Here is a 13,696-nt window from a genome sequence, read left to right as displayed (position 1 = left end):
CAAGCCGGTTCAGACTTCCGTCTTCATCCCGTAGTTCTTCACTGCACCCAGCACCGCATCGATTTCTGCACTGGAAAGAATGTGCGGCGAGCCGATGGTGCGGCTGAGGATGTAGGCCTTGGCCAGGATTTCCAGTTCCTCCAGTCGCCACAGACCCTTTTCAAGAGTTTCCCCGACCACCACAGCACCGTGATTGGCCATCAGGCAGCCGTGCCGGTCTTTCATGGCGCCGGTCACTTCTCGTGCAAGTTCGTCGCTGCCGAAGAGCGCGTAACCTGCCAGCGGAACCGTGTCGCCGCCGAAGAGGGCGATCATGTAGTGGCAGGAGGGAATTTCCATCCGGTTGATCGCGAGTGCCGTGCAGTGGACCGGGTGCGCATGGACGACCGCGTGCATGTCCGGCTTTGCCCGGAGCAGGGCGAGGTGGAACTGCCATTCGGTTGAAGGCGGCAGTGGCCCCTCGAAGGCGCCGTCGCTGTCCAGCGGTATGGAGGCCAGCATATCCGGCGTCATGCGGTCGTAGGGTACGCCGGAGGGCGTGATGATCATCCGGTCGCCGGCGCGCGCGGAAATATTGCCCGATGTGCCCTGGTTGATGCCCCGGCTGTTCATCTCCTTGCAGGAATCGATGATGGCCTGGCGAAGGTCGGGTGTGTCCTGATAAGGCGTCTTAAGCATTGTTTTCCGTCAGATTGAGCATTTCGATCGCCGTTTCCGAGCAGGTGGCGATGTGGGTGGCGTATCCGCCGCGCAAAGCTGCCAGCATGGGTCTGGCACGGTCCGGGCCAGAGCCGACCAGCAGCCCCATGTCCTTGCCGCGCATCTGGTCCAGCGTCACGGCGATCATCCGGTCCTCGATTTCCCGGTTGAGGCCGTTGCCGTCCTGGTCGATCAGGCGACCGCAGATGACGCCGATGGCACCGCGTTCCGCGCAAGGGTCGATGTCGGAGGTATCGAGCAGGCCGGTATGGACGACGTGGCTGTCCGCCGTGCAGGTACCGCAGGCGAAAATGGTCTTGTTGCAGTCGGCTACCGCATCCAGCTGCATGCGGATGACCGGTTCCTGTTTCAATTCTTCCACCAGCGTCCGGTTGGAGAGCAGCAGCGGCACATGAAGGTTGACGCAGTGGGCGCCATAACGGCGGGCAAGTGTCGCCGAACAGGTTTCCGCAGCAAAGCCGAGGGCCGCGGGGCGCGAGCCTACAAGCTGAACCACGGTCAGGTCCGGAACCGTCACCCGTGGGGCAGCTTCCGCAACCCGGTAAACTGTCTCGCCCCAGGCAACGCCAAGCCGGTCACCCGGTTGCAGAAGACCGGGCAGCCAGTCGGCCACCACGCGGGTTACCCGGTCGAGCGACTGGTCGGCGCCGGCGGGAGAGGACGGAACGACAATGGCGTCCTGCAGACCGAAGCGGTCGACCAGACGACGGGCCAGATCATGATTGCGGAAGATGTCCGTATCCAGCGTGATGCGGACATAGTCGCGCTTTCGCGCTTCGGACAGATAGTTGACGACCGTTGCCCGCGAGATGCCGAGGCGTTCGGCAATCTCGTTCTGGTTCATGCCTTCCTGATAGTAGCACCAGGTCACCTCAATGATGCCATCGTCCTGACTGCGTGCCTTGCTGGCCGCGGCTGGTGTCGCGGCCTTGGTGCCGGAAGGTCGGGAGCTGCTCGGGCCCGGGCTCATGCGCTTTTGGCAATCCCGCTGAGATCCGGGAACAGGGCGGCCAGGCCTTCGGCGCTGGCCTCGCAAACGCCGCGTTCGGTGATCAGGCCGGTGATGAGGTGGTTCGGCGTAACGTCGAAGGCGGGGTTGCCACCCGGTGTACCGGTCGGTGTCACCTGCACGACGCCGATCTTGCCCTGTTCGGTCAAGCCCTGGATATGCGTGACTTCACGCTCCTGGCGTTCCTCGATCGGAATTTCGGCAACGCCGTCATCCACCGTCCAGTCGATGGTGGGGGATGGCAGGGCAACGTAGAAAGGCACGTTGTTGGCCTTGGCGGCCAGTGCCTTCAGATAGGTGCCGATCTTGTTGCAGACGTCGCCCCGGCGGGTGGTGCGGTCCGTGCCGACGATGACAAGGTCGACAAGGCCGTGCTGCATCAGATGGCCGCCGGCGTTGTCGGTGATGTAAGTGTGCGGGATGCCGTGGCTGCCCAACTCCCAGGAAGTGAGGGCACCCTGGTTGCGTGGGCGGGTCTCGTCCACCCAGACATGGATCGGAATGCCGGCATCATAAGCCTGGTACATCGGGCTTGTGGCCGTGCCCCAGTCGACTGTGGCGATCCAGCCGGCGTTGCAATGGGTCAGAATGCGGACGGGCTCGCCATCCTTCTTGCCCGCTGCAATCTTGCGGATGATTTCCAGGCCGTTCTGGCCGATGTTGTGGTTGATGCCGACGTCTTCGTCGGAGATCTCGTGCGCCAGTTTCAGAGCGGCTTCTGCCCGGTCCGCCTCGGGCAGGGGCAGCAAGTGCGCGCGGCAACGGTTGAGCGCCCAACGCAGGTTGATGGCTGTCGGCCGGGTCTTGTCGAGATATTCCCAGGCCTTGTCCAGATGGGCGTTGGACGGATCGATCTTCGCGGCGAGCGCCATGCCGTAGGCGGCGGTAGCGCCGATCAGCGGTGCGCCGCGCACGCGCATTTCCACGATGGCTTCGGCAAAGTCCTGGAGCGTGTCGACCTGCTGGACGCGGAATTCATGCGGCAGCCAGCGCTGATCGATGATCTGCAGGGCAGCCTTGTCGTCATCCCACCAGAGCGAGCGGTAATGAGTGCCGTTGACCTTCATGGGATGTCCTTCTTGTTGAATTGGCGCGCAAGCTTCACAAGCGCATCGGCCGAGGCGTAACTCTCAGGCGACAGGATGAGGTCGGCGCCCATGAGCAGGTTACGTGTTTCAAGGCGGCGCTTCAGTTGCTCGTCCTTTATGTCCTCGAAATCGGCATTATGGGCGAGCGACAGGGTGCGGCGGTGCATCTCGATGCCGCAGTAACCCATGGCTTCGGTCCGGATTTCCTCAAGGAGACCGGCACAGGCAAAATCGGACGCCTGCCCCTGATCCTCGAACAGCGCGGCCGGATAAAGCATGCCGGTGCGTTCGGTGTTCCACAGCTGCGTGAACTCGGTCTCGAAGGTGGAGAAGGTTTCGGTGATGACCGACAGGATCCAGTCCTGGAAGTCGTCAACGCTCTGCGCGCTGCGGTGAGCGGGCTGGCTGAAATAGGCCATCAGGAAGTTGGCCGTCAGCATGCCGATGTCGAAACCCAGCGGGCCGTATTGCACGAATTCCGGATCAATAACGCGGCTGTCGCTGTCCGTGGACATGATGGAGCCGCTGTGCAGGTCGCCATGCACCATGGTTTCGGTGTTGGAGGCGAATTTCATCAAAAGGCGCTGCACCCTGGCCTTCAGGTCCATGTTGGCGCGCAGGTTTGCCACCACGGGGTCGAGGCCTTCCGTGTGGTGGTTCATCTTTGCCGCGTAATAAGGGTCGGTGAAGACAAGCGCCTCCGTGATCGCAGGGATTTCCACGTTGCCGGCGAACAGGCTGACATCAGCCTTCTTGTCGGCGCTCTTCATGGAGAGCTCCGAGCCGCGAAACGCCGTGCGGGCACAGAAGGTGCCCAGGAAGGTGCCGAGCCCGGCGACTTTTTCGCCGTCGATCAGCTTGCGTCGCAGGATCTTGTGAGGCGAGAGGTATTCCATGACGATCAGCGCCTGGTCTTCGTCGAAGTAATAGACCTCCGGCACCGCGCCTGGATCGCGGGCAGCCTGGCGCACCAGGGCGTGGTTCTCGTAAAGCGCGCGGTAAAGCGGCAGCGGCCAACTGTCGCCGACCAGACGAACGTAGGGCAGGGCCTGCTTGACGATGACGGTGCCCTTCGGCCCATCGACGATAAAGACGAGGTTCAGGTTACCGTCGCCCACTTCGCGAACGGTCCAGTCAGACGGGTCTGCTCCGATCCTGTCCGCGACTGCGGAAATCCCGGAAAGTCTCTCGCCGAGGGTTTCCGGCGTCAGGGGCCGATAGAGGTCTGGGGTACTCATCTTGGGTCTTGTTCCTCCCTATTTGGCCCCGATAATGATCAAGATTATTCAAAAGTCAATACAGTTGACAACTGCCTATTTAGCGTGCTGTAACGATGAGAAGCGGGGGAGGAACTCGCCAAACATCGGGAGGAAAGGTGTCAAACGTCACCTGTAAATTGAGCGGCTTGGAAAAGTCCTTCGGGCGTAACCACGTGCTTCGGGGGATCGATCTGGAGCTGCGTGCCGGCGAAGTCACGGCGCTGATGGGAGCCAACGGCGCCGGCAAGTCGACGCTTGTGAAAGTCCTGTGCGGCTATCATTTTGCCGATGCTGGCGAGATCGAGCTGGCCGGTGCGCCCTTCAAGCCTCTCGATGCGGCCGATGCCATCTCCAAGGGCGTCGTGACCGTGCACCAGTCCATTGATGACGGTGTCATTCCGGATCTCGATGTCGCCACCAACCTGACGCTTGATCTGCTCACCGAACCGGGCGCCGATTTTTTCGTCAACGACAGGAAACTGCGTCGGCAGGCTCGCAAGGTCGCCGAAAGCATGGGCCTGTCGATGGATGTGCGCACCCGTGTTGCGGACCTGGAGGTCGCCGACCGTCAGATGATCGCAATCGCCCGTGCCATGGCCCGGTCGCCGAAGTTGCTCATTCTGGACGAGCCGACCTCTTCCCTGTCGGCTTCCGAAGCCGATCGACTTTTTGCGCTGATCGACCGGCTGCGTGCGGAAGGGGTTGCCGTTCTCTATATTTCTCACCGCATGTCGGACATTCGCCGCGTGGCGGATCGGATCGTTTCCATGCGCGATGGGGCGATCTCCGGCCTGTTCGAGACAGAACCGCTGGACTATGTCGGCGCGGTCAACGCCATGCTTGGCCATCAGATGACCGAGGTGGACATCGACCCGGTCACGGGCGGGGATCCGATCCTGGAAGTCGACGGCGTTCGTCTTTTCGAAAACGGCCCGCAGATCGACCTGACCGCCCGTGAAGGCGAAGTGGTTGCCCTGACGGGTCTGCTCGGCAGTGGCACCACGGAACTCGCGGAAGTGCTTTTTGGTCTGGCAAAACCGGCCGGCGGCAGCTTGCGGCTGGACGGCAAGGCCTACACACCCAAAAGCGCGGAAGACGCCGTCTCCAAGGGTGTCTTCATGTCACCCAAGGACCGCAGCGTGAATGCGGTGGTGCCGGACTTCGACATTGCCAACAACATGACGTTGCCTTTCCTGGGGGCGTTCAGCCGGTTTTCTTTCCTGAGCGAACGCGGTCAGCGCCGGGCCGCGGATGAGATGATCGGCAAGATCGGCATCGTCTGTCAGGGCAACAGCGACGGCATCAACACCCTGTCGGGCGGCAACCAGCAGAAGGTCATGATCGGCCGCTGGTTGCTGCAGGCGAGCCGCGTCCTGCTGCTGGACGAACCTTTCCAGGGTGTCGATATCGGCGCCCGGCGGGACATCGGTCATTACATCCGGCAAACCGCAAAGGGGCGCACGACGCTCGTCTTCGTGGCGGAAATCGATGAGGCCCTGGAAATCGCCGACCGCATCGTCGTCATGCACGAGGCTGCGATTGTCGGCGAATACATCAACAAGAACGTCGACCTTAACCGTCTGGTCGCGGATGTCTCCGGACCGGCAAACGGGCAGGGACAGCGCGAGGCGGCAACGCAGGCAATGGCAATATGAATACCGGAACAATGAACAAGACCCCGCTCGAACTTGCCATCCGCTACGGCTTCCTCGTCCTGCTCGGCGGACTGGCCCTTTTCTTCAGTCTCTATGCCAGCGGCTTTGCCAGCCCGCGCTCGGCGGTCTTCATTCTGCAGTCGGTTGCCATTACCGGCATCCTGGCGCTCGGGGTCACCTGTACGCTGGTGGTGGGCGGGTTCGACCTGTCCATCGGTTCGGTCGCAACCTCGGCCTTGATGCTGTCGGCCTATTCCATGGTGGTGCTGGAGCAATCCGCCTTTGTGGCTGTCGTTCTTTGCCTGGTGATGGGCGCGGTTGTCGGCCTGATCAACGGCTTCCTGATCGTGAAAATGCGCGTGCCGGATCTTCTGGCAACGCTTGGCATGATGTTCCTGCTGATCGGATTGCAGCGCATTCCGACCCAAGGCAATTCGATTGCGACCGGGATGAGCCTGGGCGACGGCGGCGTTGCGGAAGGGACCTTCTCCGCGGCGTTCCTGTGGCTTGGCCGGCACCGGTTCGATCTGTTCCTGGACCGCCTGCTCCCGGTGCCGGTGGTGGTGTTCCTGCTGATCGCGCTGCTGATCTGGTTGTTCCTGGGGTATACGCGCCATGGCCGCCTGATGTACGCCATCGGGTCCAATGAACGGGCCGCCGAACTGGTGGGAACCAACGTGCAGCGCTACAAGATCGTTGCCTACATGATTTCCGGCATGCTGGCATCGGTCGGTGGCATTCTGCTGGCCGCGCGTCTGGGCCGTGGGGACATTGCCTCGGGCAACAATCTTCTGCTCGACAGCGTGGCTGCCGCCCTCATCGGGTTCGCAGTGCTTGGCGCCGCCCGGCCGAACGCCTTCGGTACGGCAGCGGGGGCGCTGTTCGTGGGTATTCTTCTTCAGGGGCTGACCATGATGAACGCCCCTTACTACATGCAGGATTTCGTCAAGGGCGCCGTACTGGTCGCCGCCCTTGTCTTCACATTCTACCTGTCCTCGCGACGCGGGGGCCGGAGAACAGCGTGACGCCCTGAATGGCGCCGTTTCCATTGGGAGGAAAACAAATGCTGAGACGTGAATTCATGAAGTTGGCGGTTGCCGCCGGGATCGGGCTTTCCGGCGGAGCGGCTTTCGCAGCCGACATGCCGGCCCCCTTCGACAAGCCGGAAGACGTCAAGATCGCCCTGGTGCGTTACCTATCCACCGGCGACTTCTTCCAGTCCTATCTGTCGGGCGTTGAAAAACAGGCAGACGCTCTTGGCGTCGATCTGCGCGTTCTCGACAGCCGCCAGGATGCAGCCCTTCAGGCCGACATGGTCGACCAGGCCATTGCGCTTGGTGTCGACGGCATCATCATTCAGCACGGCCTGACCGAATCCATGAAGGCTGCCGCACAACGCGCCGTCGAGGCGGGCATCAAGGTTGTCGCCTTCGACGTCAACGTTGAAAACGACGCGATCCCGCAGATCGAGCAGTCCGACTATCTGCTTGGCAAGCTGGCTCTGGATCAGGCGATCAAGGACAACGGCGATACCTTTACCGCCGGTTACGTCTATGTGCCGGGTATTGCGCCGCTGGATCGCCGCGATGTCGCCTGGAAGGAAGTCAAGGATTCCAACCCGGGCATCACGGAAGCGGCCATGTTCGGCACGCTCGACAACCCGATTGCCAATTCGGTTGCCAACCAGGCCCGGTCGGTTCTGCAGGCAAACCCGACCATCAGCGTCATCTTCGCCCCTTACGATGAATTCGCAAAGGGCGTGAAGATTGCGGTTGACGAAGCCGGTCTCAACCAGGACATCGATATCTATTCCGCCGATGTTTCCACGGCCGATATCTCCGCCATGCGCGAACCGGATTCCGCCTGGGCGGCAACGGTTGCAACCAACCCGGCAGTGGTTGGCGAAGTCAGCGTGCGTACGCTGGCCTTGATGCTGGCCGGGGAAGACCCGGGCAAGCAGGTTGTTGTGCCGCCGACCCTGATCACCCAGGAGTTCCTCAACGAACAGGACGTCAAGAACATGGAAGAACTGGGCCAGAAGATGCCGCAGTTCCAGCATGCCGACGTGTCTGTTGCCGAGTGGATTCCGCTTCCGGCACGTTGAGACCAATCTCACAGCGCACTCGAAAACCCGGTGCTCGCGCGCCGGGTTTTTTGTTGCCGGATTTTTGTTGTCAGGACTGCAAACAGTCGCCTGCCGCTCTCAGGCGCGCACCTTGCGGCGGACATGGCCGAAGTCGGAACTCAGCACGAGGGAACGGAATTTACGCAGCAGATCCATATCGAGTTTGCCACTCATCTCAAACATGATCGCGAAGGCCTGACGCGGGCTGAGGCTTTCCTTGTAAGCCCGTTTTTCGGTGAGGGCGGAATAGATGTCGGCGATTGTCAGCAGTCTGACAGGTTGCGGGATCTGATTTCCCTTCAAGCCGTTCGGATAACCGCTTCCATCCAGAAATTCATGGTGCCACAGGGCCATCTCCACGACCTGTTTCGGGAGTTCCTGCCGGGTTGCAAGAATTTCTTCGCTGTATTGCGGGTGCTTGTTGACCAGTATGCGTTCTTCGCTGGTCAGCCTGCCCGGCTTGTCCAGGATGGAGAGCGGAATCTTGACCTTGCCGAGGTCATGGACCAGTGCGCCGAGGCCAAGCAGTGCCTGGTCTGCCTCGGAATAACCAAGTGAACGCGTAAACGAAGCGGTGTGACCGGCGACCATCATCGTGTGGCAGAACGTATGGCTGTGATGGCACTGGACGGCACTGAGCCAATTGTCGATACCGTCCGTCATGATTGCGGAACTTATGTCCTGGGCGTTGGTTGCCAGAAACCGCGTGGGCAACGGCGCTCCGGAAAGGGCGGCCGCCGACATAAGGTTCAAGCCCATGCTGGTTGTTTCGACCGATTTGACGATCGTTTCCGAAAACCGGCTGGGGAGTGTGGGTTTGGAGTAGTCGCCCACGACTTCGCGTATCTTTTCGAACAGGGCCGCGAATTTTTCCTCGCGGTCGAGTAAATTGTAAAATCCGAGTTCGCGTGCCTGCAGCAAATTTTGCCGGCTGTTCATGTCGACAATACCGATTGTCGGGACGGATTGGCCGCTTTTCGAAAAAGCCCGCAGGATATCGATTTGGGCAGACCCAAGATCAAGAAAATCGAGAAGCAGGAGCGAACGCGGCTTGATCTTCCGAAAACTGGTTTCAGAAAAGCCAATTCTTTTCGTCGGATAGAGGGTCGCGATCTTCGCAAATCGCGATGGAAACGCTCCGAAATCCTCTGCCGCAATTAAGATTTGAATCATGATCAATCGGCATCTGAAACAATTTTGGGTCAGGTCAAGAATTGTAGAAAAAACCTAAAAAAGCCCTAAAAAACCTTAGTATAACTTACCAGTAGTATTACCCAGATATCACGGTGACTGCATTTCTGATCTAATCGATTAAGCGCTCTCTGCGGCAGCTTTCCTGTGAAGCTTTGGGCTGTTTCGTTATTGCTATATGCAATGGAAGAACGATTTGCTGGCGGTGAGAAGCGCAAGTTGCGGCTGTGCCGGCAGAAATGTCTTTGCGACCTTGCATCGGCGAGTTTTATTGCCGTCGCCCTTTATAAGCCTCCCCAATGTCCGGCTCGACGATGCGTGGTTCTGACGTCCTGCAGGAAACGGGTGTTGGGCGGCCCAAGCCTGAAGTGATCCGGCAACAGCGCGCGATAATGACGAGACAGCAGCTGCCAAAGACAAAAAAGGCGCGGTTGGGGAACCGCGCCTTCCGAAAGGAAAAGTCTTTTCCGAAAGTGTCAGGCGGCCGCGACACCATTGAGGAAGGTTTCCACTTCCTGTTTCAGCTCTTCCGTGCGCGCCGACAGCAATTCCGACGCGTCGAGAACCGAGTGAGAGGCCTCTGACGTCTGATTGACGGCGCTTGAGAGGTCGGACATGCAGGACGAGACGAACGTGGTGCCTTCGGCAGCGTTCTGGGCGTTCTGCGATATCTCGCCGGTGGCCGAGCCTTGCTGGCTCACGGCTGCGGCGATGGTGCTGGTGTAGGAATTCACCTCTTCCATGATCTTGGTGATTTCCGCAATCGCACCGACGGAATCCTTCGTGGCGTCCTGAATGGCGGTGATCTGCGCACTGATCTCCTCGGTTGCCTTGGAGGTCTGGGTGGCCAGTTCCTTCACTTCAGCCGCGACGACCGCGAAGCCCTTGCCGGCTTCCCCAGCGCGTGCCGCCTCGATGGTGGCGTTGAGGGCCAGCAGGTTGGTCTGCTCGGCAATTGCCTGAATGAGGGTCACCACTTCACCGATCTTGGAAGCGGAAGCCGCAAGGCCTTCCACCTTCTCATTGGTCACGCGCGTGCCTTCGGTTGCACGGCCAACAACCTCCGTCGTCTGCGCCACCTGGCGGGAGATTTCGCTGATGGAAGCGGAGAGTTCTTCGGCAGCGCTGGCCACGGTCTGGACGCTCGAGGTTGCTTCATCGGCAGAATTCAGCGTTTCTGTTGCACTTGATGCGCTCTGGCCGGAGAGGTCGGAGAGGCGTCCTGCGGTGCCTTCCAGGCCATGCACGGTTTCGTTGACCGAGTTGAGCACGTTGGACACATTGGTCCGGAAGGATTCAATCAGCTGCTGAACCCGGCTTTGCCGGTCAACGGCCTCGGCCTCGGACGTGCGCTGGTTCTCGGTCAGTTCAATCCGCTCGACGGCGCGCTGACGCAGTGTGCTGACGGCCTGGGCCAATGTACCGATCTGGTCGGAACGCTCCTTGAAGGGAACTTCGTCAGCAAGGTTGTCCTGCGCAATCTGATCGGTGATTTCCGCAAGTCTCGTAATCGGGCGCAACTGGCGGCGGATGGCAAGGATGAGGAGGATCACTGAAACGGCAACGACCGGCAGTGCCAGCATTGCGTAGCGGCTGGTCAGTTCCCATGCGTTTGCTTCGACCGCAGCCTTTTCTACGCCGGCATAAAGGATGCCGAGAATATCGCCGTTGGTGGAGAAGATCGGCTGATAGACAGTGAAATAGTCCTTGCCGAGAATGGTGGCCTGACCGTGGAAGGTCTTGCCGTTTGTCACGACAGGATAAACCGCGCCGTTCTGGCCAAGCTGGGTTCCGACGGCACGCTTGCCGTCACCCTTGATGATGTTGGTGGTCTTGCGCCAGAAATCCTTCGTTTCAGGATCCCAGGCAAAAACAGTCGCGGTTTCACCTGTCATGCGCCCGACGGCGTCGATCATGTCATGGTTTTCGAATTCCGGCATTTCGGCAATTTCGATCCGCTGGACGTTGCTTTTTGCGTCCCAGGTGACCTTTGCCCCGTCGATGCGGTCCTCCAGCAGCGTGGCAGCAACACGCAGGTTGATATTCTGCTTGATCTGGGCGCGATCCTGCGCCTGGCCAAGGGCTACCTGGTAGAGGATAAAGCCCACAACGATCATCGAAATTCCAAGAACGCTTGCAGAAATAATTGCAAGCGTTGAAGTCACACTCAACTTAGACAGTAAATTCTTCATAGCCACCCCCAAGGTAAACATTGTCATTATTCTTAATGATTTTCGTAAATTATCAGTGAAGGCAGGTTCACCTAATTGGGAGACAGTTTTCACGGATTTACTGTAACCTCTTCACTCGTTTTGAGTGCATTTCTTGTCTTTTTTGTATGATTTTTCCGGTTGGCTCTGCCCTGATTGCAGCAAACCATCAACGATGCCGCAGACGGAGGTGGAGTTGGCGTCAGGGGCTGCCCAGAAGGGCGTCTGAGGGCTGAAAACAGCATTGCGCATGGAGCGAGATTGGCCATTGCGTCGTGCCCATTGGCTCTTCAGGAGGCCTGCCCACTCCGCACCGTTTCTGGTCTTTTAAAAGGCGTCCTACGCACTTTTCGCGAGAAAGTGAGGATACATTCCCCATTTGGGGAATAGTAGATATGACGCAAGGGCATAAGATGACCTTGCTGCCTCGGCGGAGGAGATTTTTTTAAGCTTCAACGTAGCGCCGGGTGTCAGTTAACTTTTTGCCGGTTGCCTCTTGGGGGGGTTGGCGGTCCTCGAACTTCGTTTCGAGTGTTTTTATAAGATATTGATACTGGCGTTAGGGAGCCGGTTGAGATCGGCACAACCCGCTTGTAGCTTGCTGCAACGTACTGGTTAGAAGCCGGCTCCCATATTTCCTCATCCTTGATGAGTTGCTGATCGCCATAGGCCTTTTCTGCCAGTCTAGCTCACAAAGAGAAGTGCGCTGCCCGCGACGACGCCTGCGGCGCCCACCCACGCGCCAGGTGCCGGCGCTTCCTTCGTTCTCCACCACATCATCGGCAGTATGAGCACCGGTGTCGTTGCCGACAGGGTTGCGATAATGCCGACCTCTCCGCCCGAAAGTGCGAACAGGATCAGCGTCATGCCCAGTCCCATGCCGAGCAGGCCGGAAATGGCGACCAGACCGACAACCGGAAGCGTAAAGTTTCCCGCCGGCTTGACCCAACGAACCGGCAAGCGTGTCAGGAGCAGCAGCCCGAGCGCCGCTACGCCGACGCGAATGCTGGAGGCGGCAACCGGGTCGGCGCCGGTTTCCATGATCGGACGGGCAATCAGTGACCCGGCCGACTGGGACAGCGCCGCGGCAAGGCCGAGAAGCACACCAATCCAGACAGGACCCTTGATGTTTTCCCATTTGTGAAGCTGGGACTTGCGCTTGCCGAACCGAATGGCCAGCAGAACGCCCAGAAACGTCAGGCCAATGCCGACCACTTGCGTGGACGTCAGATCCTCGTTCAGGAGCAGCCAGCCGAGGATCGCCGACATGGGTGCGTTCAGCGAAAACAGCATCGCGGTCCGGCGCGGCCCCATGCGGTTCAACGTCAGGAAAAGAGCCGTATCGCCGAGAAAGATGCCGAGGAAACCGGACAGGATCAGAGGCAGCATCTGCTCCTGGCCGATGGAGCCCCAACCCGTGGTCAGGAACACCCAGATGTTCAGCATCATTGTCACCAGCACCATGCGTGTGCAGTTGAAGGTAATGGCGCCGAGATGCTGGGCGGGGCCGGTCGATAGCAGTCCGGTAAGTGCCCAAAGGGCCGCCGCGCCGAGGGCTGCGGCTTCATAGGAAAACATTGGGTCAGATCCGTTAAAGGTCTTCCAGCGGGCCGGGCAGTTCGCCGGTCCAGGCGGTTTCGAAGAAAGCGGCTTCCAGTTTGCTCATCCGGCGGAAGAGATCCGCAACACGGAGTTGGTCTGCTTCTGGCAGGGCGGGGCCGATCCGGTCCATTTCCGCGCGGATCCAGTTCACGAAGGCCTCGAAGCCGGGCACGGCATGAAGGTCGATCCATTCGGCCAGATAAAACGCATCCGGGCGCTGCTTCCGGGCTTCGCGCAGGCCCCAGATCAAATAAGACCATTCGGCGCAGAGCAGGCAGGCAAGCCCTTCGGCGTAACTGCCTTGTCCGGAGGACCTCAGCATGAGCTGCGAGAAGGCGCGGGTTACCGGACCTTGAGCCGCGGTTTCATACACCTGCGGTTCCACACCCAGCATCTCGAAAGAGCGCAGGAAGTAGTCGTTTTCCTCCGACGTCAGCAGGGCCAGGAAACCGGAAAGCCGGGACTTGGCAGGCATGCCGGGGGCTTTTGCGACGAGATACCCCAGGGTGGAGGCGAGATCGGTGACGAAGGTGTAATCCTCGATCAGATACCGCGCATAGGCAGCCTCGGGCATGGTGCCGTCACCGATGGCAACTGTGAAGGGATGGCCGGTCGCCTCGCTCCAACAGGGCTCGGCCCGGGCTGCCAGCCAGTCGGTGAAACATTTGCCGGGAAAGCGATCAAGGAAGTCGGCGAACGACCCGTTGAATTCAGATGGCATGGAAACGGAACTCTTTGGCGGCCTTTGCGCTTCCTCAGGACGAGGAAGAAGGGAGCACCTGGCTTGACGGACCGGGGAGAGAGGGTGGTCTGGACGTTTTCAGGAGGGGGGCTGCC

Annotated in this window: 11 protein-coding genes; 3 read left to right on the top strand and 8 right to left on the bottom strand. The window is 59.8% G+C overall.

Annotated elements, in window-relative coordinates; translation table 11 throughout:
* Positions 1-9 precede the first annotated feature (9 nt).
* From AC2A6O_RS08560 to mtnK, 4 genes are read right to left on the bottom strand one after another with little or no spacing between them, the layout of a single operon-like run.
* On the bottom strand, positions 10-678 hold the full coding sequence (locus AC2A6O_RS08560; protein ID WP_498926468.1) for a class II aldolase/adducin family protein: 669 nt from the start codon (positions 676-678) through the stop codon (positions 10-12).
* On the bottom strand, positions 671-1,690 hold the full coding sequence (locus AC2A6O_RS08555) for a sugar-binding transcriptional regulator (protein ID WP_498926467.1): 1,020 nt from the start codon (positions 1,688-1,690) through the stop codon (positions 671-673). Before AC2A6O_RS08555 ends, AC2A6O_RS08560 begins: the two co-directional genes overlap by 8 nt.
* The gene (gene mtnA / locus AC2A6O_RS08550) at positions 1,687-2,796 is read right to left on the bottom strand and encodes an S-methyl-5-thioribose-1-phosphate isomerase (RefSeq protein ID WP_498926466.1); all 1,110 of its coding nucleotides are present in this window, start codon (positions 2,794-2,796) and stop codon (positions 1,687-1,689) included. The genes AC2A6O_RS08555 and mtnA overlap by 4 nt, the downstream gene beginning before the upstream one ends.
* Entirely contained in the window at positions 2,793-4,055 is a 1,263-nt protein-coding gene (gene mtnK, locus AC2A6O_RS08545; protein ID WP_498926465.1) for an S-methyl-5-thioribose kinase, read from the bottom strand. The genes mtnA and mtnK overlap by 4 nt, the downstream gene beginning before the upstream one ends.
* A 137-nt stretch (positions 4,056-4,192) precedes the next feature.
* Here mtnK and AC2A6O_RS08540 point away from each other — a divergent pair, with 137 nt between their 5' ends.
* From AC2A6O_RS08540 to AC2A6O_RS08530, 3 genes are read left to right on the top strand one after another with little or no spacing between them, the layout of a single operon-like run.
* Complete coding sequence (locus AC2A6O_RS08540) at positions 4,193-5,731, top strand: sugar ABC transporter ATP-binding protein (protein WP_498926464.1); 1,539 nt, start codon at positions 4,193-4,195, stop codon at positions 5,729-5,731.
* Entirely contained in the window at positions 5,728-6,756 is a 1,029-nt protein-coding gene (locus AC2A6O_RS08535) for an ABC transporter permease (RefSeq protein WP_209001024.1), read from the top strand. Before AC2A6O_RS08540 ends, AC2A6O_RS08535 begins: the two co-directional genes overlap by 4 nt.
* Positions 6,757-6,812: 56 nt before the next feature.
* The gene (locus AC2A6O_RS08530) at positions 6,813-7,835 is read left to right on the top strand and encodes a substrate-binding domain-containing protein (protein ID WP_286192572.1); all 1,023 of its coding nucleotides are present in this window, start codon (positions 6,813-6,815) and stop codon (positions 7,833-7,835) included.
* Positions 7,836-7,934: 99 nt separating this feature from the next.
* Here AC2A6O_RS08530 and AC2A6O_RS08525 read toward each other — a convergent pair whose 3' ends face one another.
* The 4 genes from AC2A6O_RS08525 to AC2A6O_RS08510 all read right to left on the bottom strand — a co-directional run bounded on the left by AC2A6O_RS08525 (position 7,935) and on the right by AC2A6O_RS08510 (position 13,580).
* Positions 7,935-9,029 (bottom strand): HD-GYP domain-containing protein, encoded by a 1,095-nt coding sequence (locus tag AC2A6O_RS08525; protein ID WP_498926463.1) that lies wholly within the window; start codon positions 9,027-9,029, stop codon positions 7,935-7,937.
* 494 nt (positions 9,030-9,523) lie between these two features.
* On the bottom strand, positions 9,524-11,164 hold the full coding sequence (locus AC2A6O_RS08520; RefSeq protein WP_498926462.1) for a methyl-accepting chemotaxis protein: 1,641 nt from the start codon (positions 11,162-11,164) through the stop codon (positions 9,524-9,526).
* A gap of 777 nt (positions 11,165-11,941) precedes the next feature.
* Positions 11,942-12,835 carry a DMT family transporter gene (locus AC2A6O_RS08515; RefSeq protein ID WP_148583590.1) on the bottom strand — a complete coding sequence of 298 codons (894 nt, stop codon included), beginning with the start codon at positions 12,833-12,835 and terminating at the stop codon, positions 11,942-11,944.
* A gap of 13 nt (positions 12,836-12,848) precedes the next feature.
* Positions 12,849-13,580 carry a TenA family protein gene (locus tag AC2A6O_RS08510; RefSeq protein ID WP_498926461.1) on the bottom strand — a complete coding sequence of 244 codons (732 nt, stop codon included), beginning with the start codon at positions 13,578-13,580 and terminating at the stop codon, positions 12,849-12,851.
* Positions 13,581-13,696 lie beyond the last annotated feature (116 nt).

Source organism: Labrenzia sp. ATLA3 (assembly GCF_057180185.1).
The sequence above is the reverse complement of the archived record's forward strand: the minus strand, read 5'-3'. Positions and strand labels throughout refer to the sequence as shown.